Origin of the sequence: Cupriavidus taiwanensis (assembly GCF_900250115.1) — a bacterium.
Classification (GTDB): domain Bacteria; phylum Pseudomonadota; class Gammaproteobacteria; order Burkholderiales; family Burkholderiaceae; genus Cupriavidus; species Cupriavidus taiwanensis_B.
This window is the reverse complement of the sequence record NZ_LT984803.1, coordinates 489,482-515,948: the sequence shown is the minus strand read 5'-3', so window position 1 is coordinate 515,948 and position 26,467 is coordinate 489,482. Positions and strand designations below refer to the sequence as shown.

Annotated in this window: 23 protein-coding genes; 15 read left to right on the top strand and 8 right to left on the bottom strand. The window is 69.8% G+C overall.

What is annotated here, in order from left to right; translation table 11 throughout:
* Positions 1-49 precede the first annotated feature (49 nt).
* Both CBM2586_RS02485 and CBM2586_RS02480 read right to left on the bottom strand, forming a co-directional pair.
* The gene (locus CBM2586_RS02485; RefSeq protein WP_115686736.1) at positions 50-1,096 is read right to left on the bottom strand and encodes a serine/threonine protein kinase; all 1,047 of its coding nucleotides are present in this window, start codon (positions 1,094-1,096) and stop codon (positions 50-52) included.
* A 19-nt stretch (positions 1,097-1,115) separates the two neighbouring features.
* Positions 1,116-2,672, bottom strand: a complete 1,557-nt coding sequence (locus CBM2586_RS02480; RefSeq protein WP_115663827.1) for a DEAD/DEAH box helicase — start codon at positions 2,670-2,672, stop codon at positions 1,116-1,118.
* A gap of 306 nt (positions 2,673-2,978) precedes the next feature.
* On the opposite strand from CBM2586_RS02480, the gene CBM2586_RS02475 reads away from it, so the two are divergent.
* From CBM2586_RS02475 to lnt, 7 genes are all read left to right on the top strand, one after another.
* Positions 2,979-4,664, top strand: coding sequence for a ClcB-like voltage-gated chloride channel protein (locus tag CBM2586_RS02475; protein WP_115686735.1), 1,686 nt, complete (start codon positions 2,979-2,981; stop codon positions 4,662-4,664).
* 130 nt (positions 4,665-4,794) lie between these two features.
* The gene (locus CBM2586_RS02470) at positions 4,795-5,190 is read left to right on the top strand and encodes a hypothetical protein (protein ID WP_115662984.1); all 396 of its coding nucleotides are present in this window, start codon (positions 4,795-4,797) and stop codon (positions 5,188-5,190) included.
* Between the two features lie 91 nt (positions 5,191-5,281).
* Positions 5,282-6,634 (top strand): tRNA (N6-isopentenyl adenosine(37)-C2)-methylthiotransferase MiaB, encoded by a 1,353-nt coding sequence (gene miaB, locus CBM2586_RS02465; protein WP_115662985.1) that lies wholly within the window; start codon positions 5,282-5,284, stop codon positions 6,632-6,634.
* A 30-nt stretch (positions 6,635-6,664) separates the two neighbouring features.
* On the top strand, positions 6,665-7,672 hold the full coding sequence (locus CBM2586_RS02460; RefSeq protein ID WP_115662986.1) for a PhoH family protein: 1,008 nt from the start codon (positions 6,665-6,667) through the stop codon (positions 7,670-7,672).
* On the top strand, positions 7,673-8,434 hold the full coding sequence (gene ybeY, locus CBM2586_RS02455; RefSeq protein WP_115686734.1) for an rRNA maturation RNase YbeY: 762 nt from the start codon (positions 7,673-7,675) through the stop codon (positions 8,432-8,434). It abuts the gene before it with no gap.
* A gap of 132 nt (positions 8,435-8,566) precedes the next feature.
* A complete protein-coding gene (locus CBM2586_RS02450; RefSeq protein WP_115686733.1) occupies positions 8,567-9,454 on the top strand; it encodes an HlyC/CorC family transporter in 888 nt (295 codons plus the stop codon).
* Complete coding sequence (lnt, locus tag CBM2586_RS02445) at positions 9,451-11,058, top strand: apolipoprotein N-acyltransferase (RefSeq protein ID WP_115686732.1); 1,608 nt, start codon at positions 9,451-9,453, stop codon at positions 11,056-11,058. Before CBM2586_RS02450 ends, lnt begins: the two co-directional genes overlap by 4 nt.
* A gap of 86 nt (positions 11,059-11,144) precedes the next feature.
* Here the strand turns inward: lnt and CBM2586_RS02440 are convergent, their stop codons facing one another.
* On the bottom strand, positions 11,145-11,333 hold the full coding sequence (locus CBM2586_RS02440) for a hypothetical protein (protein ID WP_145987379.1): 189 nt from the start codon (positions 11,331-11,333) through the stop codon (positions 11,145-11,147).
* 295 nt (positions 11,334-11,628) lie between these two features.
* Between CBM2586_RS02440 and glyQ the strand changes: the two genes are divergently transcribed.
* The 8 genes from glyQ to CBM2586_RS02400 all read left to right on the top strand — a co-directional run bounded on the left by glyQ (position 11,629) and on the right by CBM2586_RS02400 (position 19,160).
* Positions 11,629-12,591: a glycine--tRNA ligase subunit alpha gene (glyQ, locus tag CBM2586_RS02435; protein ID WP_115662990.1), complete on the top strand. Its 963-nt coding sequence runs from the start codon at positions 11,629-11,631 to the stop codon at positions 12,589-12,591.
* On the top strand, positions 12,588-13,226 hold the full coding sequence (locus CBM2586_RS02430) for a hypothetical protein (protein ID WP_115662991.1): 639 nt from the start codon (positions 12,588-12,590) through the stop codon (positions 13,224-13,226). The genes glyQ and CBM2586_RS02430 overlap by 4 nt, the downstream gene beginning before the upstream one ends.
* Before the next feature lie 38 nt (positions 13,227-13,264).
* The gene (glyS, locus tag CBM2586_RS02425) at positions 13,265-15,388 is read left to right on the top strand and encodes a glycine--tRNA ligase subunit beta (RefSeq protein WP_115686731.1); all 2,124 of its coding nucleotides are present in this window, start codon (positions 13,265-13,267) and stop codon (positions 15,386-15,388) included.
* A gap of 43 nt (positions 15,389-15,431) precedes the next feature.
* Positions 15,432-16,058, top strand: coding sequence for a D-glycero-beta-D-manno-heptose 1,7-bisphosphate 7-phosphatase (gene gmhB / locus CBM2586_RS02420; protein ID WP_115662993.1), 627 nt, complete (start codon positions 15,432-15,434; stop codon positions 16,056-16,058).
* A 51-nt stretch (positions 16,059-16,109) separates the two neighbouring features.
* Positions 16,110-16,874, top strand: a complete 765-nt coding sequence (locus tag CBM2586_RS02415; RefSeq protein WP_115662994.1) for a lysophospholipid acyltransferase family protein — start codon at positions 16,110-16,112, stop codon at positions 16,872-16,874.
* Positions 16,871-17,740 (top strand): M48 family metallopeptidase, encoded by an 870-nt coding sequence (locus CBM2586_RS02410; protein WP_115662995.1) that lies wholly within the window; start codon positions 16,871-16,873, stop codon positions 17,738-17,740. Before CBM2586_RS02415 ends, CBM2586_RS02410 begins: the two co-directional genes overlap by 4 nt.
* Before the next feature lie 95 nt (positions 17,741-17,835).
* On the top strand, positions 17,836-18,243 hold the full coding sequence (gloA, locus tag CBM2586_RS02405; RefSeq protein WP_018008824.1) for a lactoylglutathione lyase: 408 nt from the start codon (positions 17,836-17,838) through the stop codon (positions 18,241-18,243).
* A gap of 65 nt (positions 18,244-18,308) precedes the next feature.
* On the top strand, positions 18,309-19,160 hold the full coding sequence (locus CBM2586_RS02400) for a DMT family transporter (RefSeq protein WP_373424211.1): 852 nt from the start codon (positions 18,309-18,311) through the stop codon (positions 19,158-19,160).
* A 171-nt stretch (positions 19,161-19,331) separates the two neighbouring features.
* Here CBM2586_RS02400 and trpS read toward each other — a convergent pair whose 3' ends face one another.
* The 5 genes from trpS to CBM2586_RS02375 all read right to left on the bottom strand — a co-directional run bounded on the left by trpS (position 19,332) and on the right by CBM2586_RS02375 (position 26,356).
* Positions 19,332-20,369, bottom strand: coding sequence for a tryptophan--tRNA ligase (gene trpS / locus CBM2586_RS02395; RefSeq protein ID WP_115662997.1), 1,038 nt, complete (start codon positions 20,367-20,369; stop codon positions 19,332-19,334).
* Positions 20,370-20,449: 80 nt separating this feature from the next.
* Entirely contained in the window at positions 20,450-21,283 is an 834-nt protein-coding gene (gene rsmA / locus CBM2586_RS02390) for a 16S rRNA (adenine(1518)-N(6)/adenine(1519)-N(6))-dimethyltransferase RsmA (RefSeq protein ID WP_115663828.1), read from the bottom strand.
* A gap of 17 nt (positions 21,284-21,300) precedes the next feature.
* Complete coding sequence (pdxA, locus tag CBM2586_RS02385; RefSeq protein ID WP_115686729.1) at positions 21,301-22,386, bottom strand: 4-hydroxythreonine-4-phosphate dehydrogenase PdxA; 1,086 nt, start codon at positions 22,384-22,386, stop codon at positions 21,301-21,303.
* 46 nt (positions 22,387-22,432) lie between these two features.
* Complete coding sequence (locus tag CBM2586_RS02380; protein WP_115662999.1) at positions 22,433-23,905, bottom strand: peptidylprolyl isomerase; 1,473 nt, start codon at positions 23,903-23,905, stop codon at positions 22,433-22,435.
* Positions 23,906-23,914: 9 nt separating this feature from the next.
* Positions 23,915-26,356 (bottom strand): LPS-assembly protein LptD, encoded by a 2,442-nt coding sequence (locus CBM2586_RS02375; protein ID WP_115663000.1) that lies wholly within the window; start codon positions 26,354-26,356, stop codon positions 23,915-23,917.
* Between the last annotated feature and the right edge of the window lie 111 nt (positions 26,357-26,467).

The following is a 26,467-nucleotide window of genomic DNA, read 5'->3' as shown; positions in this document are numbered from 1 at the left end:
GCCGCCGCCAGACCGGCGGTGCCGCCACGGCGCCGCCTTGCGGCACGCTTCAGGCGCCCCACAGGGGCGCTTCGTCCATCAGCGCGACCTGTTCGCGCAATTCCAGAATCCGGTCCTGCCAGTAGCGCGCCGTACCGAACCAGGGGAAGGCGGCCGGAAAGGCCGGATCGGCCCAGCGGCTGGCCAGCCACGCGCTGTAGTGCAGCAGCCGCAGCGTGCGCAGCGCTTCCACCAGCCACAGCTCGCGCGCGTGGAATTCCGCAAAATCCTCGTAGCCGGCGACGATGTCGGCAAGCTGGCTTTGCATGGCGGCCCGGTCGCCCTCGAGCAGCATCCAGAGGTCCTGGATCGCCGGGGCCATGCGGCTGTCGTCGAAGTCGACAAAATGCGGGCCCGACTCGCCATGGGCGCCGCCGCGGGCGTCGCCCTCGTCGATCCACAGCACATTGCCGCGATGGCAGTCGCCATGCACGCGCAGCAGCCGCACCTCGCCGGCGCGCTCATAGCAGCGCTGCACGCCGTCCAGGGCCAGCTGCGCCACCGACTGCCAGGCCGGCAGCAGATCGGCCGGAATGCAGCCGCTGGCTAGCAGCCAGTCGCGCGGGGCAATGCCGAAGGTGTCGGGATCCAGCGCGGGGCGCGCCTGGTAGGGTCGGGCCGCGCCCAGTGCATGGATGCGGCCGATGAAGCGGCCGAGCCAGGTCAGCGTATCGGCGCGGTCCAGCGCCGGCTCGCGCCCGCCGCAGCGGGGGAAGACGGCAAAGCGAAAGCCCGCGTGATGCAGCAGCGTACCGGCCTCGCCCGGGGCCAGCGCCATGGCCGGCACCGCGGGAATCTCGGCGTCGGCCAGTTGCTGCACGAACGCGTGTTCTTCCAGGATGGCCGCATCGGTCCAGCGGCCCGGGCGATAGAACTTGGCGATGACCGGCGCGGCGTCCTCGATGCCCACCTGCCAGACCCGGTTCTCGTAGCTGTTGAGCGCGAGCAGGCGCCCGTCGGGGCGCAGGCCGGCGCCCTCGAGCGCGTCCAGCATCAGCTCCGGCGTCAGGCCGGCGTAGGGCACACCGGAATCGGCGCGGGCGTCGGAGGCGTGCATGGTGCCGGCCGGCTCCGCTTTAGCGTGCCGGCTTGCGGCTGCCGCCCAGCAGCGCCGCCTGCGGCGCCGCGCGGCGGTTGCGCGCTGGTGCCGGCTCGGCGTCGTGCGGCGGGCGCGCGGGCTGGGCCGCGGCGCGTTGCGGGCGCGCCGGGTCCTGGCCGTCGCGGCGCGGTGCCGGGTTGCGCGCGCCGGCGGGCTGGGCGGCACGATTGCCGTTGGCGGCGCCGTTGCCGCGCTGGCCCTGGCTTTGGCTTTGGCCCTGGCCCTGGCGCGGCGCACCCTGCCCCTGGCGGGCGGGACGCTGGCGCGGCGCGCCCGCGCCGTCGCCGGCCGGACGCGCCTCGGCCCGTCCGCGGCCCTGGCCCTGGCCGCCGCCACGCTGCTGGCGGCCCTTCTGGATCGGCTCGGGCGCAATGCTGGGGTCGACCTCGAAGCCCGGCAGCACGGTCTGTTCGAGCTTGCGCTTGATCAGGCGTTCGATATCGCGCAGCAGCCCCAACTCGTCCACGCACACCAGCGAGATCGCCTCGCCCTCGGCGCCGGCGCGGCCGGTGCGGCCGATGCGGTGGACGTAGTCCTCGGGCACGTTGGGCAGGTCGAAGTTGACCACGTGCGGCAGCTGGTCGATGTCGATGCCGCGCGCGGCGATATCGGTCGCCACCAGCAGTCGCAGCGTGCCGGCCTTGAATTCGGACAGCGCGCGCGTGCGCGCCGACTGGCTCTTGTTGCCGTGGATCGCCAGCGCCGACAGGCCGTCCTTGGTCAGCTGCTCGGCCAGGCGGTTGGCGCCATGCTTGGTGCGCGTGAATACCAGCACCTGGTGCCAGTCGTGCTGGCGCACCAGGTGGGCCAGCAGTTCGCGCTTGCGTTCGCGATCGACGGGGTAGACGCGCTGGTCCACGGTTTCGGCGGTGGTGTTGCGCCGCGCGACTTCGATCGAGGCGGGATTGTTCAGCAGCCGGTCGGCCAGCGCGCGGATATCGTCCGAGAACGTCGCCGAGAACAGCAGGTTCTGGCGCTTGGCCGGCAGCACGTTGAGGATCTTGCGGATATCGTGGATGAAGCCCATGTCGAGCATGCGGTCGGCTTCATCGAGCACCAGCAGTTCCACCTGCGACAGGTCGATGGTGCGCTGTGATACATGGTCCAGCAGGCGGCCGGGCGTGGCCACGACGATCTCCACGCCGCGCTTGAGCTGCTCGATCTGGGGGTTGATGCCGACCCCGCCGAACATCACCATCGAACGCAGGCGCAGGTACTTGCCGTAGTTGCGCACGCTCTCCTCGACCTGCGCCGCCAGCTCGCGCGTGGGCGTCAGCACCAGCGCGCGCACCGCGACGCGGCCGCTGCGCTGGGCACCGCCGGCCTGGCGGGCGGCGGTCTCGGACAGCAGCTGCAGCATCGGCAGGGTAAAGCCGGCGGTCTTGCCGGTGCCGGTCTGGGCGCCGGCGAGCAGGTCGCCGCCCTTGAGGATGGCGGGAATTGCCTGGGCCTGGATGGGAGTCGGGGTGGTGTAGCCCTGTTCGGCTACGGCACGCACAATCTTTTCGGACAAGCCGAGTTCAGAAAAAGACATGAATTGCTGCTTGGGCCATCGCTGCGCGCGCAATGCGCCAAACGCCGGATGGCTCCTTGTAATCGATCGGAATCGGAACGCGCACGCCGGGAAGCCGGCCTGGCAGGCCACCGGCCCGCCCGCGAGGAAAGAGCGGTAGTGTACCAGTCCGGCGCGGGCGGGTTCTGCACCCGAACCGGCACCATCCGGCACGGATGCGCGCCGGCGCACATGGGGTCGGCGCGGGTGGCGCTGCGCTATCATGACGGCCTCGGGCCGTCCGGCCGCCACCGCCGGCAGCTCGCCCCGCCTGCCAGGAAAGCCGCCATGCGCTTGCGTTTCCTCGAAGACCAGGAAGTCACCCTGCTCGCGGCCATCCCGGTCGGGATCGTCGCCGCCATCGCCACCACGCTGTTCAAGGAAGCGCTGGACGGCGCCGGCGTGGTCCTGTTTTCCAGCCATGCCGACGTGGTCGCGGTGTTCGCGACGCTGGCGCTGGCGTGGCGCGTGGTGGTGCCGGCCGTCGGCGGCGCGCTCGCGGGCGGCCTGCTGGTGCTGGCCAACCGCCTGGCCAGCTCCCATTCCGGCGCCACCGACTACATGGAAGCGGTCGCCAACGGCAGCGGCCGGCTGCCGGTGCGGATCACCCTGCTGCGCGCGCTGTCTTCGTTCTGCTCGATCGTCAGCGGCAGCTCGGTCGGCAAGGAGGGCGCGATGATCCAGCTGGCGGCGCTGTGCGGATCGCTGTTCCCCTCGACCCGGATCGAGCGCGGCGGCGGCTCCAACATGCGCCGCATGCTGACCGCCTGCGGCGCCGCGGCAGGCCTCGCCACCGTCTACCACACCCCGTTTTCCGCCGCGGTCTTTGTCGCCGAAGTGGTGTTCGGCGCGCTCGCGGTGCAGCGCCTGATGCCGCTGTTCCTGGCCTCGGTCGCCGGCGCGATGGTCAGCCAGTGGCACGGCGGGCTGCAGCCGCTCTATCCCGGCCTCGATATCGCCCCGGACCTGCGCCCGCAGATCCTGCTGGCCGCGGCGGCGCTGGGGGTGGCCGCCGGCATCGCGGGCGCGCTGTTCCTGCGCGCCGCCGGCTTCGCGCGCGGCCGCTTCGCGGCGCTGCCGGGCGGGCCGGTGGCGCGGCTGGCGCTGGGCGGCGCGCTGGTCGGCGTGCTGGCGATGGCGGTGCCGGAGGTGGTCGGCAACGGCTTTTCCACCATCCAGACCCTGCTGCAGGAGCAGCCGCTGAGCGTGCCGGTGGCCGCCGTGCTGCTGGCCAAGCTGGTGGCGACGGTGATCAGCATGGGCTCGGGCGCGGTCGGCGGCGTGTTCACGCCGTCGCTGTTCGTCGGCGCGGCGCTGGGCCAGCTGTTGGCGCTAGCGCTGCAAGGCACGGCGGCAGGCGCGGCGCCGCTGCTGCCGCTGGTGGGCATGAGCGCGTTCCTGGCGGCCACCAGCCAGGCGCCGCTGATGTCAGTGCTGATGGTGTTCGAGATGACGCTGGCGCCGGCGCTGCTGCTGCCGTCGATGATCGGCGCGGTGGCGGCGTACTACACCGCGTCGCGCTGCCAGACGCTGTCGCTGTACAGCGTGATCGCCGAGCGCGCGCAGGCGTCGGCGGCCGCCGAGCATGCCCGCACGCTGACGCTGGCCGGCCTGTGCGATCCGACCGATACCGTGCTCGACCCCGACGCCACGCTGGCCGCCGCCGCCGACAAGTTCGCCGAGACCGGCACGCGCTACCTCTACCTGGTGCGGGCCGACGGCCGCCTGCTGGGCGCGCTGTCGATCCATGCGCTGCAGCGCGCGCAGCGCGAAGGCGCGCCCGACGACGTGCTGGCGCTGGCCGAGCGCGACTTCCCGGCGCTGACGCCGGACTCGCGCCTGCGCGACGCCCTGGCCGTGTTCGCCGCGCACGGCATCAACCGCATCCCGCTGGTGCGCGACCCGGCCGGCCGCGAACTGATGGGCACGGTCTCGAAGCAGCGCGTGCTGCAAGAGGCATCCTGCCTGTTCTGACGCCGCTTGCCTGCCACACCGCGGGCCACACCAGGCAGGCGCCGGCGAGGTAAAATGCGCGGTTGCCCGCCTCCCCGGCCCCGGCCCGGGCTGTCCACCCACCGCATCGCCCTATTTGTCGGAGTTCCCCATGCCAGCAGGTCGTGATACGCGCAGCGAGGCGCCGGAGTCCATGACATCCAGCCGCCTGCGCCAGCGTTGGGCCGGACTGGCGTGCGGCGCGGCGCTGCTGCTGGGCGCGGCGGTCGCCGCGGCCCAGCCGGTGCGCGCGATCCCCGATGATGCCGCGGCGGCCAGGCTGGTCATCGCCACGCCGGCGGCCGGCGCGCCGCAGACCGCCACGCTCGACGGCAAGCGCGTGGGCGTGGCGCCGGGCCTGCGCCTGTTCGGCACCGGCAACCAGTTGCTGGCCAGCGCCGCGGTGGCGGGCCAGAAGCTGCCGGTGCGGTACAAGCTGGACCTGTACGGCCAATTGCTGACCGCGTGGGTGCTGAGCGAGGCCGAACAGCAGGCACTGAAAAAATAGCCAACCCCCGAAGTGCGACCGGCGCGCCCCACGCGCCGGCCGTGTTGTTGCCACACCCTGATGCCCCCAGGTCAACCACTGAGATCGGCATATGAAGAAAGTTTTCGTCAAGACGTACGGCTGCCAGATGAACGAGTACGACTCGGACAAGATGGTCGACGTCCTCAACGCCAGCCAGGGGCTGGAGCCCACCGACAACGTCGAAGACGCCGACGTGATCCTGTTCAACACCTGCTCGGTGCGCGAGAAGGCGCAGGAGAAGGTGTTTTCCGAACTGGGCCGGATGAAGGCGCTGAAGGCGGTCAAGCCCGAGCTGGTGATCGGCGTCGGCGGCTGCGTGGCCAGCCAGGAAGGCGCCAGCATCGTCTCGCGCGCGCCCTATGTCGACGTGGTGTTCGGCCCGCAGACGCTGCACCGCCTGCCTGACCTGATCGCGCGCCGCCAGCGCACCGGCCAGTCGCAGGTGGACATCTCCTTCCCCGAGATCGAGAAGTTCGACCACCTGCCGCCCGCGCGCGTCGAGGGCCCGAGCGCGTTCGTGTCGATCATGGAGGGCTGCTCCAAGTACTGCAGCTACTGCGTGGTGCCGTACACGCGCGGCGAGGAAGTGTCGCGCCCGTTCGAGGACGTGCTGGCCGAAGTGGCGGGCCTGGCCGAGCAGGGCGTGCGCGAAGTCACGCTGCTGGGCCAGAACGTCAACGCCTACCGCGGCAAGATGGGCGACACCAGCGAGATCGCCGACTTCGCGCTGCTGATCGAGTATGTCGCCGAGATCCCCGGCATCGAGCGCATCCGCTACACCACCAGCCATCCCAAGGAATTCACCTCGCGCCTGGTCGAGCTGTACGGCCGCTGCGACAAACTGGTCAACCACCTGCACCTGCCGGTGCAGCATGCGTCCGACCGCATCCTGATGGCGATGAAGCGCGGCTACAGCGTGCTGGAATACAAGAGCATCATCCGCAGGCTGCGCGCGCTGCGCCCGGACATGTCGATGTCGTCGGACTTTATCGTCGGCTTCCCCGGCGAGACCGATGCCGACTTCGACAAGCTGATGGCGATGATCGAGGAGATCGGCTACGACACCTCGTTCTCGTTCATCTTCAGCCCGCGCCCCGGCACGCCCGCGGCCAACCTGCACGACGACACCCCGCGCGAGGTCAAGCTCCAGCGCCTGCAGCGGCTGCAGGCCACGATCGAGGAAAACGTGCAGCGCATCAGCCGGAACATGGTCGGCACGGTCCAGCGCATCCTGGTCGAGGGCCCCGCGCGCAAGGACCCGACCGAGCTGCATGGCCGCACCGAGAATAACCGCGTGGTCAACTTCGCGCTGCCGGGCGTGCCGCAGGCCGGGCGTGAGCGGCTGGTCGGCCAGCTGGTCGAGGTCAGCATCACGCAGGCGTTCCCGCACTCGCTGCGCGGCGAGATCGTGGTGCGCCAGTAACGCACCCGCAACCGAGGCCATCGCCCAACGATGAAAATCCCTTCCGCAGAATTTGTCGCCCCGCGGGACGACAACACCCGGCTGCAGAACCTGTGCGGCCCGCTCGACGAAAACCTGCGCCAGATCGAGCAGGCGCTGGACGTGACCATCCAGCGCCGCGGCCATCGCATGACCATCCGCGGCGGCCAGGCGCAGGACGCGGCGCTGGCGCTCGAGCGCTTCTACAACCAGGCGCGCACGCCGCTGTCGATCGACGACGTGCAGCTGGGCCTGGTCGAGACGCGCCAGCTCAGCGCGCATGGCAGCTACCTGCCCGGCAACGGCAACGGCGATGAGGACGAGGCCGAGCGCGAGGAAGGCGACGAATCCCCGGTGCTGCATACGCGCCGCACCGGCCTGCAGGGCCGCACCGTGGCGCAGCGCGCCTACCTGCGCAATATCCTGTCGCACGACCTGACCATGGGCATCGGCCCGGCCGGCACCGGCAAGACCTACCTGGCGGTGGCGTGCGCGGTCGACGCGCTCGAGCGCGACGCGGTCAAGCGCATCGTGCTGACGCGCCCGGCGGTGGAAGCCGGCGAACGGCTCGGCTTCCTGCCCGGCGACCTGGCGCAGAAGGTCGACCCCTACCTGCGCCCGCTGTACGACGCGCTGTACGACCTGCTCGGCTTCGACCGCACGCAGAAAATGTTCGAGCGCCAGATGATCGAGATCGCGCCGCTGGCCTACATGCGCGGGCGCACGCTCAACCATGCCTTCATCATCCTGGACGAGGCGCAGAACACCACGCCCGAGCAGATGAAGATGTTCCTGACGCGCATCGGCTTCGGCTCCAAGGCGGTGATCACCGGCGACACCACGCAGATCGACCTGCCCAAGGGCCAGAAGAGCGGCCTGGTCGAAGCGCAGCACGTGCTGCGCGACGTGCGCGGCATCGCCTGCACCCGCTTTTCCAGCATCGACGTGGTGCGCCATCCGCTGGTGGCGCGCATCGTCGATGCCTATGACGAATATCACGCCCAGCACAAGGACGCTTAATTGAAATCGCAGAAATCCCAGTCTTCCGGCGTCAGCCTGACCCTGTTCGACGGCGAAGGCCGCGCGCGCAAGAGCGCCGCGCACGCGCTGCGCGTGCAGCTGCCCGACGGCCGCAGCCTGACGCTGGACCTGACGCAGGCCGCCGACGGCGTGGTCGCGCTGCTGGCCGAGCACACCGATACCAACCAGCAGGCCGGCCTGCTGGTGCGCCCGGACAACCATGACGCGCTGTCGGTGGCGGTGACCGCCGCGCCGCTGACCACCACCACCGGCACCCCGGCGACGCCGCCGGCGCTGGAGCTGGAGGTCCAGCACGGCGACGGCATCGGCATCGGCAAGGGCAATGGGCTGCCGGCGCGGCGCAAGCTGGAGACCTGGGTCAAGTCGGCGCTGTACGCCGACGCCGCGCTGACCATTCGCTTCGTCGGCGAGGAAGAAGGCCGCACGCTGAACCGCACCTATCGCGGCAAGGACTACGCCACCAATGTGCTGACCTTCGCCTATGCCGAGCGCGAGGACGACCCCGTCAGCGGCGACATCGTGCTGTGCTGCCCGGTGGTGGAGGCCGAGGCGCGCGCGCAGCGCAAGCCGCTCGAGGCGCACTACGCCCACCTGGTCGTGCATGGCGTGCTGCACGCGCAAGGCTACGAGCACGAGGACGACACCGAGGCCGAGGAAATGGAAGCGATCGAGACCGAGACGCTGCAGGCGCTCGGCTATGCCGATCCTTACCGGGCCGAGAAAGCAGCACCGGCCGCGTGATGCGGCTGCCGCAGGCGGCGCCGGCGAGCGCCTCCTGCGCCACATACGGATGGCGGCCGCGGCCCGCCGTCACGGGATCGACAGGCTTTTAGTGTATCCTTCAGACGATCTCCACCACGCGCTCGCCGCGAAATGAACGACCCCTATCCCAGTTCGAAGCCCGCTTACCTGAAGCAGGCCGATCGGCCCAGATCGCTGCTCGAACGCCTGTCAGACCTGATCTCCCCCGAGCCGGACACCCGCGCGGAATTGCTTGAAGTGCTCCAGGAAGCGCATGAGCGCAGCCTGATCGATGCCGATTCCCTGTCGATGATCGAGGGCGTGTTCCAGGTTTCCGAACTGACCGCCGCCGACATCATGGTGCCGCGCGCGCAGATGGATATGGTCAATATCGCCGACGTGCCGGAGACCTTTATCCCGTTCATGCAGCAGACCGCGCACTCGCGCTTCCCGGTCTACGAAGGCAGCCGCGACAACATCATCGGCATCCTGCTCGCCAAGGACCTGCTGCGCTACTACACCGATCCCGCCTTCGACCTGCGCGAGACCCTGCGCCCGGCGGTGTTCATCCCCGAATCCAAGCGCCTGAACATCCTGCTGCGCGAGTTCCGCATCAACCGCAACCACATCGCCATGGTCGTCGACGAATACGGCGGCGTGGCCGGGCTGGTGACGATCGAGGATGTGCTGGAACAGATCGTGGGCGATATCGAGGACGAGTTCGATCTCGACGAAGACCAGGACAATATCCTGCCGATGCCCGACGGCAGCTGGCGCGTGCACGGCCTGACCGAGATCGCGCAGTTCAACGAGGCCTTCGGCACCGGCTTCTCCGACCACGATGTCGACACCGTCGGCGGGCTGCTCTCCAACCACGTGGGCCACGTGCCCCATCGCGGCGAGATCATCACGCTGCCGCCGATCCGCTTCGAGGTGCTGCGCGCCGACGCGCGCCAGGTGCACCTGCTGCAGGTGCGCCGCGAAGCCAACGCCGACAGCGCCAGCGCGGCCAGCGCATGAAGCTCCACGCTCCGCTCCCCGACGGCGCCGCTGCCGACGCCGGCGCCACCGGCGTGCCCGCCACGCGCGCGCCTTCGCGCGCCGCGACGCTGGCGCGGCTGCTGCTGGCCGGCGTGCTTGGCATTGCCCATACCCAGGCCTTCGCCCCGCATGACTGGTGGTGGCTGCAAATCCTGTCGCTGGCCGGCCTGGCCGCGCTGATCGCCGACGCGCCGCGCACGCGCGTGGCCGGCGCCATCGGCTATGCCTTCGGGCTGGGCTGGTTCCTGTCCGGCATCTGGTGGCTCTATATCAGCATGCACGTGTACGGCGAGATGCCGTCGTGGATGGCCGCGCTGGCGGTGGTGCTGTTCTCGGGCTTCCTGTCGCTCTACCCCGCGCTGGCCGGCGCGCTCTGGCACCGGCTCACGGCGCGCCTGCCCGCGGGCACGCTGCTGGCGCCGCTGTCGTTCGGCGCGGCATGGGGCCTGAGCGAATGGCTGCGCGGCGTGGTGTTTACGGGTTTCCCGTGGCTGTCGGGCGGCTATGCCCATGCCGACGGCCCGCTGGCGGGCTTCGCGCCGGTGCTGGGCGTGTACGGCATCGGCGCGCTGGCCGCCGCCGTGGCGGCGCTGCTGGCGACCGCGGTGCGCGGGCTCGGCCGTGGCGAACCGCGCCGCGCGCTGGGCGCGCTGGCGCTGGCGCTGCTGCTGCCCGCCGCCGGCGCGGCGCTGGCGCCGCTGGCCTGGACCACGCCCGCGGGCAAGCCCCTGACGGTGCGGCTGCTGCAAGGCAACGTGGCGCAGGACATCAAGTTCGAGCCCGCCGGGATCCAGCGCTCGATCGAGCTGTACCGCGACATGATCACCGCGACGCCGGCCGACCTGGTGGTGACGCCCGAAACCGCGTTCCCGGTGATCCTGCAGGAGCTGCCGGTCGACGTCGCCGTCGCCGTGCGCGATTTCGCCATGGCGAGCGGCACCACGGTGCTGTTCGGCGCCGCGGGCGCCGATTCCCCGGTCGACTTCACCAACAGCGTGTTCGGCCTGGGCCCCGAGACCGAGCGCCTGTACCGCTACAACAAGCACCACCTGGTGCCGTTCGGCGAATTCATCCCGCTGGGCTTCCGCTGGTTCGTCGACATGATGAAGATGCCGCTGGGCGACTTCCGCCGCGGCGGGCTGGACCAGGCCTCGCTGCCGGTGCGCGGCGTGCGCGTGGCCCCGAACATCTGCTACGAGGACTTGTTCGGCGAGGAGATCGCGCAGACGCTGCGCCAGCAGCCGGCGCCGGCCAACCTGCTGGCCAACCTGACCAACCTGGCGTGGTTCGGCGACACCATCGCGCTGGACCAGCACCTGCAGATCTCGCGCATGCGCGCGCTGGAAACGCGTCGGCCGATGCTGCGCTCGACCAATACCGGCATGACCGCGGTGGTGCGCCCGGACGGCTCGGTGCAGCAACGCCTGCCGACCTTCTCCGTCGGCACGCTGACGGCCGAGGTGCAGGGCATGCAGGGGCTGACGCCCTATATCCGCTGGGGCAACGCGCCGGTGCTGGCGCTGGTTGCGCTGGTGCTGGGCGTGGCGGCGTGGCGCGCGCGCCAGGCGCGCACGACCGGCTGAAGGCGCGACAGCAGGCAGGCGCCGGGCGCCGCGGGCCAGCGCGGCAGGCCAGGAGCCAGGGACGCGTCAGCGGCGCGCCGGCCGGTTCAGTTCAGCAACCCGGTCACCACGGACACGGTGGCCGCGGCGATCATGACCGCGATTGCGACCAGATAAGGTTTGCGAGAAAGAAGTGCCATGATCCGAATGTCCCCATCAATAATCAGTTCCTGACATCGGGCTGCCGCGGCAAGACCGGGCAGCCGCCGCGCCTGCACACCGGCACGGACTGTCAATCGCAACGCTCTGAAACGGGTTGCTTACTCATACTGTATACAAAAACGTTATCGGCAAGCAGCGGCGCGACTTGAAATCCGCGTCAGTATTTTCCCGATGCGTTGTGCGCGGCCGACATTGACGCCCGTGGCGCACCCGCCCGGCCATCGGTGCGTGCCCTATGCAGCCCTGCCAAACCGGGCATCGCGCCAAAAAGCCGATAGAATTCAGGGTTTGGCAAAATCCGTATGCGGCGGCTCCGGCACGCGCTGCGCGTCCTCGGCTTGCCTCCGCTTGCCTCTACCTAGTCTTTCTATGCTGACCTTCCAACAAATGATTCTGACCCTGCAGGCCTACTGGGACCGGCAGGGCTGCGCGCTGTTGCAACCCATCGATCTGGAGGTCGGCGCCGGCACTTCCCACGTACACACCTTCCTGCGCGCGATCGGCCCCGAGCCGTGGCGTGCCGCCTACGTGCAGCCGTCGCGGCGCCCCAAGGACGGCCGCTACGGCGAGAACCCGAACCGGCTGCAGCACTACTACCAATACCAGGTGGTGCTCAAGCCCGCGCCGGAGAACATCCTGGAGCTGTACCTGGGCTCGCTCGAGGCGCTCGGGCTGGACCTGAAGCAGAACGACATCCGCTTCGTCGAGGACGACTGGGAGAACCCCACGCTGGGCGCCTGGGGCCTGGGCTGGGAAGTCTGGCTCAACGGCATGGAGGTGACCCAGTTCACCTACTTCCAGCAGGTGGGCGGCATCGACTGCAAGCCCATCACGGGCGAAATCACCTACGGCATCGAACGGCTGGCGATGTACCTGCAGAAGGTCGAGAACGTCTACGACCTGGTCTGGACCGAATGGGTCGAGAACGGCGAGACCCGCCGCCTGACCTACGGCGACGTGTATCACCAGAACGAGGTGGAACAATCCACCTACAACTTCGAGCACAGCAACACCGAAATCCTGTTCCGCCATTTCGCCGAGCACGAGGGCGAGGCCAAGCGGCTGATGGGCAATGGCGACGGTGCCCAGTCCGGCCTGGACAGCGGCCAGGACAGCGGCACGCGCCTGGCGCTGCCGGCCTACGAGCAGGTGCTCAAGGCCGCGCACACCTTCAACCTGCTCGATGCGCGCGGCGCGATCTCGGTCACCGAGCGCGCGGCGTATATCGGCCGCATCCGCAACCTGTCGCGCCAGGTGGCGCAGGCCTACTACGACTCGCGCGAAGCCCTCGGCTTCCCGATGTGCGGCCAGCGCGACGGAGCGCGGACATGAGGCTGCTGGCGCGCAGCGCGCTGGGCTGCGCCCTGGCCCTCGCCACGCTGGCCGCTGCCGGCAATGCCGTGGGCGCGCGCGCACAGGCCGCTCCCAGCGCGCAGGTGCTGATGCTGCCGGCCGAACTGAGCAATGTGTGCGAGGCCGACGCGCAGGCGCTGCAGCAGGCGATGGCGCGCCAGTGGCGGCCGTCGCTGAACGCGCTGGACCAGTGGACGCAGCTGGTGCGCTCGTTCTCGTGCGACCTGTCCGGCCAGCGCGACCTGGGCTGGCACCGGGTGCCGCTGCGCGCCTATGAAAGCGCGATCCGCTATCCGCTGACCTGGGTCGAGACGGAAACCCAGAACGGCCGCACCCGGCGCAAGGTCAAGACCTACTACTCGGCCTCGCAGCTGCCGCCGAAGATCGATTTCTGGGTGGGCGGGCGCATCGACGAGATCCGCTACGACAAGCGCCTGCGCCGCATCGACGCGCGCTTCCCGGCGGCGGGCAGCCGCGGCGGCGGCAATGGCGCCGCCAGCGCCGCGGCGGCCGCCGCGGCCGCGCAATGCGCCTACACCACGCTGCAATTCCGGCAACAGAACGGCCTGTGGCTGCTGTCCGGCGTCGAACCTAATCTCTCGCCGCGCTGCTGAGCCAAGCCGCGCGCGCTACAACCTGTTGGATACGATTCATGTCGCAACCCCTGACCGACTCGCTGCTGATCGAACTGTTCACCGAAGAGCTGCCCCCCAAGGCGCTGGCGCGCCTGGGCGACGCCTTCGCGCAGGGCCTGTTCGCCGGCCTGGGCGAGCGCGACCTGCTTGAGCCGGGCGCCACCGTGACGCCGTTCGCCACCCCGCGCCGCCTGGCGGCGCTGGTCAGCGGCGTACGCCGCAACGCGCCGGACCGCGAGCAGCGCGAGAAGGTCCTGCCGCTGTCGGTGGCGCTGGACGCCAACGGCGAACCGACCGCCCCGCTGGCCAAGAAGCTGGCGGCGCTGGCCAAGTCGGTCGGCGTTGCCGAGATCGACTGGCAGTCGCTGGAGCGCGCCTCCGACGGCAAGGCCGAAGCCTTCTTCTACCGCTATACCGCGCGCGGCGCCGAGCTGGCCGCCGGGCTGCAGGCCACGCTGGAAGACACCGTGGCGAAGCTGCCGATCCCCAAGGTCATGAGCTACCAGCGCCCGGACGGCAGCACGGTGCATTTCGTGCGCCCGGCGCACAGCCTGATCGCGCTGTTCGGCGCCGAGATCCTGCCGGTGACGCTGCTGGGGCTGCAGGCCAGCAACCTGACGCAAGGCCATCGCTTCCTGTCGCATGGCTTGATCGAGATCGCCCACGCCAATGACTACGCGCAGCAGCTGGAGTCCGCCGGGCGCGTGGTCGCCAGCTATGCAGAGCGCCGCGAGCGCATGCGCAGCGCGCTGCTGCAGGAAGCCGGCGCCGACCAGGTGATCATGCCCGAGTCGCTGCTCGATGAGGTCAACTCGCTGGTGGAATGGCCGGTGGTGTACGCCTGCCACTTCGAGGAAGCCTTCCTGGCGGTGCCGCAGGAATGCCTGATCCTGACCATGCAGACCAACCAGAAGTACTTCGCGCTGACCGATGCCGACGGACACCTGCGCAACCGCTTCCTGATCGTGTCGAACCTGGCCACCGAGACGCCGCAATCGATCATCAGCGGCAACGAGCGCGTGGTGCGCCCGCGCCTGGCCGACGCCAAGTTCTTCTTCGACCAGGACCGCAAGAAAACCCTGGCCTCGCGCGTGCCGCAACTGGCCAGCGTGGTCTACCACAACAAGATCGGCACGCAGCTGGACCGCGTGCAGCGCCTGCAGCAGATCGCCGGCCATGTCGCCGATGCGCTCAACGCCGCCGGCGTGGCCACCGACAAGGCCGCCGCGATGCGCGGCGCCGAACTGGCCAAGGCCGACCTGCTGACCGACATGGTAGGCGAGTTCCCCGAGCTGCAAGGCACCATGGGCACCTATTACGCCCGCCACGACGACGAAGCCGAGGACGTGGCGCTGGCCTGCTCCGAACACTACCGCCCGCGCTTTGCCGGCGATGCGCTGCCTGCGGGTTCGGTCAGCACCGCGGTGGCGCTGGCCGACAAGCTCGAGACCCTGGTCGGGATCTGGGGCATCGGCCTGCAGCCCACCGGCGAGAAAGACCCGTTCGCGCTGCGCCGCCACGCGCTCGGCGTCCTGCGCATGCTGATCGAGAAGCCGCTTGCGCTGTCGCTCGCGTCGCTGCTGGCGCTGACGCAGCAGGCCTTTGCCGGCATCGCCGCGGTCAAGCCGGCGCCCGACGCCATCCTCGACTTCCTGTACGACCGCGTGCGCGGCTACCTGAAGGACAAGGGCTACACCACCAATGAAGTCGAGGCCGTGGTCAGCCTGCGCCCGGACCGGCTGCATGACATCCTGGGCCGCATGGAAGCGGTGCGCACCTTCGCCGCGCTGCCCGAGGCCGAGGCCCTGGCCGCCGCCAACAAGCGCATCACCAACATCCTGCGCAAGAACACCGAGCCGGTCGGCGCGGTGAACCCGGCGCTGTTCCAGGAAGGTGCCGAGGGCGCGCTGCACGCTGCCATCGAGCGCGTGCGCCCGGCCGTCGAAGCCGCCTTCGCCAGCGGCGACTTCACCGCCGCGCTGCGCGACCTGGCCCAGCTGCGCGAAGCCGTCGACCAGTTCTTCAACGACGTGATGGTGATGGCCGAGGACGCGCAGCTGCGCGCCAACCGGCTGGCGCTGCTGGCCTCGCTGCATGCGCTGGCCAACCGCGTCGCCGACATCTCCAAGCTGGCCGCCTGAGCCGCGCCTGCAGCCACGCCCCAAGCAACCGCCGGAGCCGCACATGCCGCAGACGCCGCCCAAGTTTGTCATCCTCGACCGCGACGGGGTGGTCAACCTCGACAGCGACCAGTTCATCAAGACGCCCGATGAATGGGTGCCGATCGACGGCAGCCTGGAAGCCATCGCGGCGCTCAACCAGGCTGGCTACCGCGTGGTCATCGCCAGCAACCAGTCCGGCATCGGCCGCGGGCTGTTCGAGATGAGCGCGCTCAACGCCATGCACGAGAAAATGCATACGGCGCTGGCACGGCTGGGCGGGCGGGTCGAGGCGGTGTTCTTCTGCCCCCACACCGCCGCGGACGGCTGCGAGTGCCGCAAGCCGCGCCCGGGCATGCTGGAACAGATCAGCGAGCGCTTCGGCATCGAGCTGCGCGGCGTGCCTATCGTCGGCGATTCGCTGCGCGATCTGGAAGCCGGCGTGGCGGTCGGCTGCGCGCCGCACCTGGTGCGCAGCGGCAAGGGCCTGAAGACGCTCGACCAGGGCGGGCTGCCGCCCGGCACGCAGGTGCACGACGACCTGCGCGCCTTTGCCCGCTGGCTGACCGGCAACGACGGCGGGCAACGCCAGCCGGCCCAGAACGGCCCGAGTGGCCACAGTGGCCAGGGCGGGCATGCCGCCGCCGGCTGACCGAGCCTGCGGCGCACGCGTCCGCACCCATTCCCTATTTGCGCCCCCCGCATGACGTTCCTCCGTTCCCTGTTGTTCGCGCTGTACCTGCTGGTGCTGACGCCGCCCTACGCCTGCGCCTGCTTCCTGGTGTTCCCGTTCATGAATGCCGACCAGCGCTTCCGCTTCGTGCGCGGCTGGCCGCGGCTGGTCATCGGCGCCGCGCGCGTCATCTGCGGCATCCAGTACCGCATCGAGGGCCATGAGCACATGGACGGCATGCTCGACAAGCCGGTGGTGCTGCTGTCCAAGCACCAGTCGGCCTGGGAAACCGTGGCCTACGTCGCGCTGATGCCCAAGCCGCTGTGCTTCGTGTTCAAGCGCGAGCTGCTGCTGGTGCCGTTCTTCGGCTGGGCGCTGGGCATGCTGAAGATGGTCCATATCAACCGCAAGGAAGGCACGCGCGCGTTTGCCTCGGCCGCGCGCCAGGGTCGCGAGCGGCTGGCCGAAGGCGCCTGGATCATCATGTTCCCGGAAGGCACGCGCACCCCCTCGGGCCTGCAAAAGCCGCGCTACAAGAGCGGCGGCGCGCGCCTGGCGGTGGAAACCGGGGCCTGGGTGCTGCCGATGGCGGTCAACTCGGGCCGGGTCTGGCCGCGCAACTCCTTTATGAAATATCCGGGCATGGTGACGATCTCGGTCGGCCCGCCGATCGCCTCGGCCAACAAGACCGCCGACCAGCTCAACCAGGAAGTGGCGGCATGGATCGAACAGGACATGCGCCGCATCGACCCCGACAGCTACCGGGCCGCGCAGCGCAGCGAGTCGGCCGCATGAAGCTGCTGCGACCCGCCGCGGAGGCCGACGGCGCGCAGCTGGAACTGCCGCTGGCGGAACCCGCCCACGCGCCGCAACCGGCGGCGCCGCTGGCACCGGAGCCGCCGCATCCGCAGCAGGTGCCGGCGTGGCCGGTGCCGCAGCCCAACGCGCGCCTGCTGCAGATCGGCGAGCGGCCGCTGCACTACACCGTCAAGCGCTCGGCGCGCCGCACCATCGGCTTCACCATCGATGACCGCGGCCTGTCGATCACGGCGCCGCGCTGGGTCACGCTGGCCGATATCGAGGCGGCCATCCTGGAAAAGCAGCGCTGGATCTTCAACAAGCTGGGCGAGTGGCGCCACCGCGAAGCGCGCCGCGTGCTGCCGACGGTCCAATGGCGCGAGGGCGCGGCCCTGCCCTTCCTCGGCCAGCCGCTGACGCTGGCGCTGGAGTCGCCGATCGGCGCGCTGCTGTTCGATGCCGACCGCCGCGTGCTGCACCTGGCGCTGCCGGCGCACGCCGAGGAGCAGCAGATCAAGGACCGCGTGCAGGGCTGGCTGCAGCAGCAGGCGCGCCGCCTGCTGGCCGAGCGGCTGGACCTCTATGCCGCCAGGCTCGGCGTGCGCCACACCGGCTTCGCGCTGACTTCGGCCGCGACGCGCTGGGGCAGCTGCACCGCCGACGGCAAGATCCGGCTGAACTGGCGCCTGATGCATTTCCCGCTGTCGATGATCGACTATGTCGCCGCGCATGAACTGGCGCACCTGAAGGAAATGAACCACGGCCCGCGCTTCTGGGAAACCGTCGAGTCGATCTTTCCCGAGTTCCGTGACGCTCGCGCGCAATTGCGCGCGCACCCGCCCGAGCTGCTGCCGACGTTCTGAGGGCCGCTGCCGGTACTGGGACTGATCCCGGTGGCTTTCGGCCAAAGGCACTAAAATGGCGCCTTCTTATACCGATAACAGTTGAAGGCCCTCCCATGCGACTCCTCCACACCATGCTGCGCGTCGGCGACATGCAGCGCTCCATCGATTTCTACACGCGCGTGCTCGGCATGCAGCTGCTGCGCCAGAGCGACAACCCCGAGTACAAGTACCGCCTCGCCTTCGTCGGCTATGGCCCCGAGAGCGAAACCGCGGTGCTGGAGCTGACCTACAACTACGGCGTCGACAGCTACGACCTCGGCACCGCCTACGGCCACATCGCGCTGGAAACCGACGATGCCGCGGCCGCCTGCGAGCGCATCCGCGCCGCCGGCGGCAAGGTCACGCGCGAAGCCGGCCCGGTCAAGGGCGGCACCACCGTGATCGCCTTCGTCGAAGACCCTGACGGCTACAAGATCGAACTGATCGAGCGCCATTCCACCCGCGACGCCAGCCGTCCCTGAAGGCCGGCGCCGTGAGCACGCAAGGCCTCGCGCGCCAGCCGCTCGACGGCACCGCCATCGGCCTGATGGTGGTGCTGTGCGCCGCCTGGGGACTGCAGCAGGTGGTGATCAAGGTGACCGCGCCGCTGATGGGCGCGGTGCTGCAGGCCGGGGTGCGCTCGGCGGTGGCGGCGCTGCTGGTGTTCGGCTTCGCGGCGTGGCGCGGCACCCCGCTGTGGCGGCGCGACGGCACGCTCAACGCCGGCCTGCTGGCCGGGCTGCTGTTCGGGGCGGAGTTCTTCTGCATCTTCGTCGGCCTGGGGCACACCACGGCCTCGCGCATGGCGGTGTTCCTGTACACCGCGCCGATCTTCACCGCGCTGGGGCTGCATGCGGTGGTACCGGGCGAACGGCTGCGACCCGGGCAATGGCTGGGCGTGGTACTGGCGTTCGCCGGCATGGCGCTGGCGTTTGCCGATGGCATCGCCGCGCCGTCGGCGCATGGCAGCACGCTGCTGGGCGATGCGCTCGGCATCCTCGCCGGCGCGCTGTGGGCGGCCACCACCGTGGTGGTGCGCGCCAGCCCGCTGGCCGGCGCGCCGGCCAGCAAGACCCTGCTGTACCAGCTGGCCGTGTCCGCGGTGATGCTGCTCGGCATGGCGCTGGCCGGCGGCCAGACCGCAACCGTGCAGCTCGACGGCGTGGTGCTGGCCAGCCTGTTCTATCAGTCAGTGCTGATCGCCTTTGCCAGCTACCTGACCTGGTTCTGGCTGCTGCAGCGCTACCTGGCGTCGCGGCTGTCGGTGTTTTCCTTCCTGACGCCGCTGTTCGGGGTCGCCTTCGGCGTGGTGCTGATGCACGACGCCGTGGGCCCGCGCTTTGCGGTGGCCGCCGTGCTGGTGCTGGCGGGGATCGTGCTGGTGAATCGCAGGGCGTGAGGGGCTGACCGGGTTGCGTTAAAACCCGCTGGCCTTGCTTTGTGTGGTGCCTTGCCAGCCCACCCCTCACCCGGCCCTCTCCCCCTGAGGGGAGAGGGGAACACCTTGATCAGGCGAGTTCGGGCGGCTTGGGAGCACCCGAACCAGTGCCGCCTGGCCGGCGTCCCGAATTTACCGGCGTGACTCGAACGAGAACATGCCGAGCGCGTCGCGCACTTCTTCCAGCGTCTGCTGGGTCAGCGCGCGCGCCTTCGCGGTGCCCTGGCGCAGGATGTCGAAGACATAGTCCGGATCCTTGGCCAGCGCTTCGCGGCGCTCGCGGATCGGCGCCAGCATGTCCTGCAGCACGCCTTCGATGCGGCGCTTGAGCACCATGTCGCCAAGCCCGCCGCGCTGGTAATGTTCCTTGAGCGCCTGGACTTCCTCTGTGTTCGGATCGAACGCATCCAGGTAAGTGAACACCACGTTGCCCTCGACCTGGCCGGGATCCGACACGCGCAGGTGGTTGGGATCGGTGTACATGCTGTGCACCGCGGCCTTGATCTGCTCGGGCGCGGCCCCCAGCGCGATCGCATTGCCCATCGACTTGCTCATCTTGGCCTTGCCGTCGACGCCGGGCAGGCGGCCGAACTGCGGAATCATCGCCTTGCACTCGGGCAGCACGTCGCGGCCGACCTGGTGGTTGATGCGGCGCACGATCTCGTTGGTCTGCTCGATCAGCGGCGCCTGGTCCTCGCCCACCGGCACCACCTCGGCCTTGAAGCCGGTGATGTCGGCGGCCTGCGAGGCCGGGTAGCACAGGAAGCCGGCCGGGATGTCACGGCCGAAGCCGCGCGCCTGGATCTCTTCCTTGATGGTCGGGTTGCGCTCCAGCCGCGCCACCGTGACGAAGTTCAGATACATCAGCGTCAGCTCGGCCAGCGCGGGCAGGTGCGACTGCACCGTGATGGTGGTCTTGGCCGGGTCGATGCCGACCGCCAGGTAGTCCAGCGCCACCTCCAGCACGTTGCGGCGCACCTTGTCGGGATCGTGCGCGTTGTCGGTCATGGCCTGGGTATCGGCCAGCAGCAGGTACTGCTCGTGCGAATCCTGCAGCGCGACGCGGCTCTTGAGCGAGCCGACGAAGTGGCCGAGGTGCAGCGGGCCGGTGGGACGATCGCCGGTCAGGATCACGGGACGCCGGGTGGTTTGGCTGGTTTGGGCTGTCATGGGACGGTCTTGCACGGAAATGGTCGCGGGAGAATCGGGATGCTTGGGTAGGCGGGAATTCGGCTTGCGTTCAAGTGGTCTCAGGCGGCCTGGCCCGGGGCCTTGTCACCCAGGCGCCGGGCCAGCTCGACATACTCGCCGACCGGCACTTCCTCGGCGCGCCGGCCCAGGTCGAAGCCCATGGCATCGAAATCGACCTGGTCGCGCAGGAACGACAGGGTGTTGCGCAGCACCTTGCGCCGCTGCGAGAACGCCGCCGTGACCACGTCGCCGAGCACGGTGATGTCGCAATCGGCATGCGGCGAACGCAGCCTGCCATCGCCGTGGCGCGGCCAGGGAATCATGCGCACCACGGCCGAGTCCACCTTGGGCGGCGGATTGAAGGCGCCCGGCGGCACGTCCAGCACGTGCTCCATGTAATAGCGCACCTGCAGCATGATCGACAACCGGCCGAAGGCCTTGCTGCCGGGCTCGGCCACCATGCGCTCGACCACCTCCTTCTGCAGCATGAAGTGCTGGTCGTGGACGTGGTCGGCGAACTCCATCAGGTGGAACAGCAGCGGGCTCGAAATGTTGTAAGGCAGGTTGCCGACGATGCGCAGCGCGCGGCCCGGCACGGCCAGCTTGCCGAAGTCGAAGTCGAGCGCGTCGCCGGCGTGGACCTGCAGGCGGTCGCCATAGCGGCGGCGCAGCCGCTCGACCAGGTCGCGGTCCAGTTCGACCACCTGCATCTGCGGGATCCGCTCGAGCAGCGGGTCGGTCAGCGCGCCCAGCCCGGGGCCGATCTCCACCAGCACGTCGCCAGCCTGCGGGCTGATGGCATTGACGATGCCGTGGATGATGGTGTCGTCGACCAGGAAGTTCTGCCCGAATCGTTTGCGGGCCACATGGCCCTGGTGCACGTTAGAACGCATGATGTATGAGTCCGGCGTCAGCATGGCGGCTGCGTGCCGGAAGGGGTATGGCCCGTGGCGGCGGCGCCGGGTCGGCGGCCGTTGGCGTGGCCAGACATGATAACCGCGGTGCGGATGGCCTCGATCATGCTGCCGTGCTCGGCCTGGCCGGTGCCGGCGAGCTCGAGCGCGGTGCCATGGTCCACCGACGTGCGGATGAAGGGCAGTCCCAGCGTGATGTTCACGCCGTGGCCGAAGGTGCCGTACTTGAGCGGCGCCAGCCCCTGGTCATGGTACATCGCCAGCACGCAGTCGGCATCGCGCAGGTGGCGCGGCTGGAACAGCGTGTCGGCCGGGAATGGCCCGCGCGCGTCGATGCCGGCATCCTTGGCCTGCGCCAGCGCGGGCGCGATGATGTCGATCTCTTCGCGGCCCATGTGGCCGCTTTCGCCGGCGTGCGGGTTCAGGCCCGTGACCAGGATGCGCGGCCGCGCGATGCCGAAGCAGCGGCGCAGGTCGGCATCGATGATGGCCAGCGTCTGCAGCAGCAGCGGCACCGACAGCGCCTCGGGCACCGCGCGCAGCGGCAGGTGGGTGGTGGCCAGCGCCACGCGCAGCATGGCGTCGTCGTGCGCCGGCTGGGGGCCGGCCAGCATCATCACCACGCGCGGCACGCCGGCGCTGGCGGCAAGATATTCGGTATGGCCGGTGAAAGGCACGCCGGCATCGTTGATGGTGCTTTTCTGCACCGGCGCCGTCACCATCGCGGCATAGCGGGGCGCGGCGCCGCCCTGCGCGCGGCAGCCGTCGATGGCGGCATCGAGCAGCTTCAGCACATAGCGGCCGTTGCGCGCGTCGAGCCGGCCGGCCTCGCACGCCACCGCCAGCGGGATGTCCTCGATCACCACGTCGCCGTCGGCAAGGCGCCGCTCCCAGGCGTGGGTGACGCCGAGCGCCTCGGCCCGTTCGGCCAGCAGGCGGGCATCGCCCAGCACATGGAAGCGGTAGACCCCCTCGGCGCCATGGTTGGCGCCCGCCAGCTGCAGCAGCGCCCCGATGGTGATATCGGGGCCGATGCCGGCGGGTTCTCCGGTGGAAATGGCCAGGGCTAGCGGGTCGGGCATGTCGGCTTGGCGCTGAAGGGGTGAAGGGCTGAAGGGCACCGGCGCGTCAGCGCTGCCGGTTGACCCGGTACTCCACGTACGCCTGCGAGCGCAGCTGGCGCACCCAGTCATCATAGGCGGCGCGCAGCTTCTGTTCGCGCACTTCGGCACGGGCGAAGTCGCGCTGCTTCTCCGGCGACAGCTCGGTCTCGCGGCGGTTCAGCACCTGGATCAAGTGCACGCCGAACTGCGTGACCACCGGCTCGGAAATCTCGTTCGGGCGCAGCCGGCTCATGGCCTGCTCGAACTCGGGCACCAACTCGCCCGGCGACACCCAGCCGAGATCGCCGCCGTTCTGCGCCGAGCCGTCCTGCGAGAAGCGCCTGGCCGCATCGGCAAAGTCGCCGCCATGGGTGATGCGGTCGCGCAGCGTGCCGAGCTGGCGGCGCGCCTCGGCCTCGGGCATGTTGGGGCCGGTGCGGATCAGGATGTGGCGCACCTGGGTCTGGGTGATCTTGCCGGCCGCGGCCGGGCCCGAGGCCGGCGCCGCGCGCTTGGCCACCAGCTTGATCACATGGAAGCCGGCGGCGCTCTCGACCACCTGCGGCGCCACCGCGCCCGGCTGCAGGTCGACCACGGCATTGGCGAACAGCGCCGGCAGGCGGCCGATTTCGCGGAAGCCCATGGCACCGCCCTGGGCCGCTTCCGGGCCTTCGGAGCTGGCCTGCGCCAGCTGCGCGAAGTCGGCGCCGCCCTGGGCCTGTTTGAGGAGTTCCTCGGCCTTGGCGCGCAGCGCCTGCTTCTGCGCCTCCGAGGCATTCTCGGGCACGCGCACGAGGATCTGCGCCATGTTGTATTCGGTCGGGCCGCCGGCGGCGCCCTGGCCGCCGCGCGCCGCCAGGTAGTTGTCGATCTCGCCGTCGTAGACCTGCACCTTGGAGTCGACTTCGCGCTCGCGCAGGCGGATCACCTGCACCTGCTTGCGCAGCTCGTCGCGGTACTTGGTCCAGGTCATGCCGCTGCCCTCGACCCGGCGACGCAGCTCGGCCGCGTTCATCTGGTTCTGCTGCGCCACCGATTCGATGGCGCGGTCGACTTCCTGGTCGGTGACGCGGATGCCGGCGTCCTGCGCGGCCTGGGTCTGCACGCGCTCCATCACCAGGCGCTCGAGCACCTCGCCCAGCAGGTCGGCGCGCGCGGGCACCGGACGGCCGCCGGCACGCAGCTGGCTCTCGATCTCGTCGGCGCGGTCAAGCAGTTCGCGCCGCGTGATCACGCTGTTGTTGACCACCGCCACGACTTCGTCGATCAGCTGCGAGCGCTTCTGCCCGCCCGCCGGCGGCACGCCCAGCTTGGGCTGGCTGGACGGCGCGGTGACGTCCGACGCCTGCGGCACGAAGATGCCGCCGGCGCGCGGCGTCCCGGGCGCCTTCAGTTGCGCGGCGGCGGGCACCGCCATCGCGGCCAGCACGGCCGGCAGCAGCAGGCGGTGCCAGGACGTCAGCAAAAAGGAAAACACGGCGAATTCTTGACGTTTCATCGTAATCCGTCATTCATAGTGATCGAACTGGGTCGTCGGCACCGGCTTGGCCGAGACCGGCTCGTAGCCCGGCACGTTCAGCCGCAGGATGTTCAACGGGTTGGACCCGATCTTGGAAAGGCCACGGAACTCCACCTGCAGGAAGACCCGCCCGGTGTAGCCCTGGGTGGTGTTGCGGAAACGCTGGTAGACCACGCGGCCGACCCAGCAGTCCGCCGCGTACTCGACGCCGGCCAGCGCATCGACCATCTGGCTGGCGGTCAGGTCGAAGGCGAAGCGCGCGATGCCGTAGGCACGGCGCGTGATCGGCCACTGGCTCGACAGCTCGAACTGGTCGATCGCGGTATTGTCGGTCACCGAGGTGGGCCGGCGGTAGCGGTAGCCGGCGTTGAACACCTTGCGCGACTCGGGGCGGTAGGTAAACGCCACGTTGCCGTAGCTGATGCGGTCCGAATCGGGGTTGTACTGCACGCCCGCATCCAGGTAGTAGCCGCGGAACAGCTGGATGGTGGTGGCAGCGAGCAGGTCCGACGAGCCGGCCTTGGGGTCGGCCAGCGTGCCGTTGAGCTGTACGCGCTGCCCGGTGAAGTCATAGCGCTGGGCAATGGTGCCGCGGAAACGCTCGATGCCGGTATCGGACTCGATCAGGCGCGTGGTCACGCCACCGGTCAGCTTGTTGTTGTCGGCGATGCGGTCGTAGCCGGTGAACGGGTTCTCGCTGAAGATCTGCCCGTAGCCGAAGTCGGACTGCACCGTGTCGAACAGCGGGAACTGGCTCTGGTCGCGGAACGGCGTGTACACGTAGAACAGGCGCGGCTCCAGCGTCTGCACGTAGTTGACGCCGAACAGGCGGCTGATCGACGGCGCGTCGCGCTCGAAGGTCATGCCCGAATCCAGGCTGACGGTCGGGATCGCGCGCGACAGGTTGTTCTGCGCGGTCGGCGTGTTGGTGGCCGCTTCCATCTGATACTGCGCGGCATTGAACGACACCTTGGGCGTCACGTACCAGCCGGCGCGCACGATGGGGTAGCTGATGCTCGGCTGGAAATACATGCGCTCGCCCTGCGGCTGCTGGAAGCCGGTCGACGTCAGCGGAATGCGGAAGCGGGTGTAGTCGGCTTCCATCTGCACGTCGAAACCGCCCAGGTCATAGCGGATGTACTTGCCGTTGAGCTGCGGCACGCGCTCGTACGATGGCTCGCTGGGGCGCAGCGTCTGGAACTTCTGCACCCGCGCCAGCAGGGTAAAGTCCTGCCAGTTGTAGGTGACGCCGCCTTCCTGCGTGTACTGGCGCAGCGTGGATTGCGACACGCTGCGGTTGAAGTCGTCCGGGTAGCGGTCATCAGATACCCGGTTCAGGTTCAGGTACGCGGCCAGCCCCGGCGCCAGCCGCTGCGTGTGCTGCAGCGAATAGGCCCAGCGGTTCGAGTTGGTCTTCTTGTCGTCCGGCAGGAACTCGGCACGCACGCGCCCGGAGTACGTTTCGCTCAGGTAGCGGTATTCGCCGCCGAGCTGCAGGCCGCGCTCGGTCATCAGGCGCGGGTAGATGGTCAGGTCGCGGTTGGGCGCGATATTGACGTAGTACGGCGCGGTCAGGTCGAAACCCGATTTCGAGCTGTAGCCCATCAGCGGCGGCAGGAAGCCGCTGCGGCGGTCGTCGTTCAGCGGGAAGCTGAACGCCGGTGCCGCCGCGACCGGCACGCCGAAGAAATTCAGCACGCCGCCGTAGGCCACGCCCACCTGGCGGTCGCTGTCGAGGTCGATCCGGTTGGCGCTGAAATACCAGTCGGCGTTGTCGGGCGAGCAGGTGGTGTACGACGCCTGCCGGGCCGAGCTGCGGTTCTGGTCGAGGAAGTCGATGCGCTCGGCCTTGCCGGTGCCGCCGGTCTGCTGGAAATAGTAGTCCGGTGACAGCATGTAGCCTTCGTTGGCCTCGACCCTGAGCCGCGCTTCCGGGCCCACCGCCAGCGTGCCGCCGCGCGACATGCGCACGTTGCCCTGGGCGAAGGCTTCGTCGGTGTCCTGGTCGTAGCTCAGCTTGTCACCCTTGACCACGCCGCCGTCCCGGCGCAGTTCGGCATGGCCTTCCAGTTCGACGCCGCGCTCGCTGTAGCCGGTCATGCGGTCGGCTTCGATAAAGGTGGGGGCGTCGGGATTGGACTCGCCCTTTGCGGCCGGCTCGGCCAGGCGCGGCACCAGTTCGCCGGACTCCACCGGCAGTGGCGGCGCCGGCGGCGCGGCTTCGAACACCGGCTCGACCTGGTCGAGGTCGGGGATCGCCGAGCCGGTCATCTGTGCGTGGGCGCCGGCCGACAGGCCGGCCATGGCCAGCACCAGCGGGCGCAGCGCGCCCGCGTGCAGGCCGCCGCCGCGCCTGGCGCGGGCCGCGGCGCGGGAGAAAGCAGGCGAAGGCAAGGCCCTGTTGTTCGGTGATCGTTGTGATTCGGTCATTCGCACGGGTGGTCAGTCTCGGCACGGGCAGCGGCTCGCCTGCAGGCCGCCAGCCCCCGCCGGGGCAGGCTGCGGGGCAACGCGGCCCCTCCCGGAGGCCACCGGCGCCCC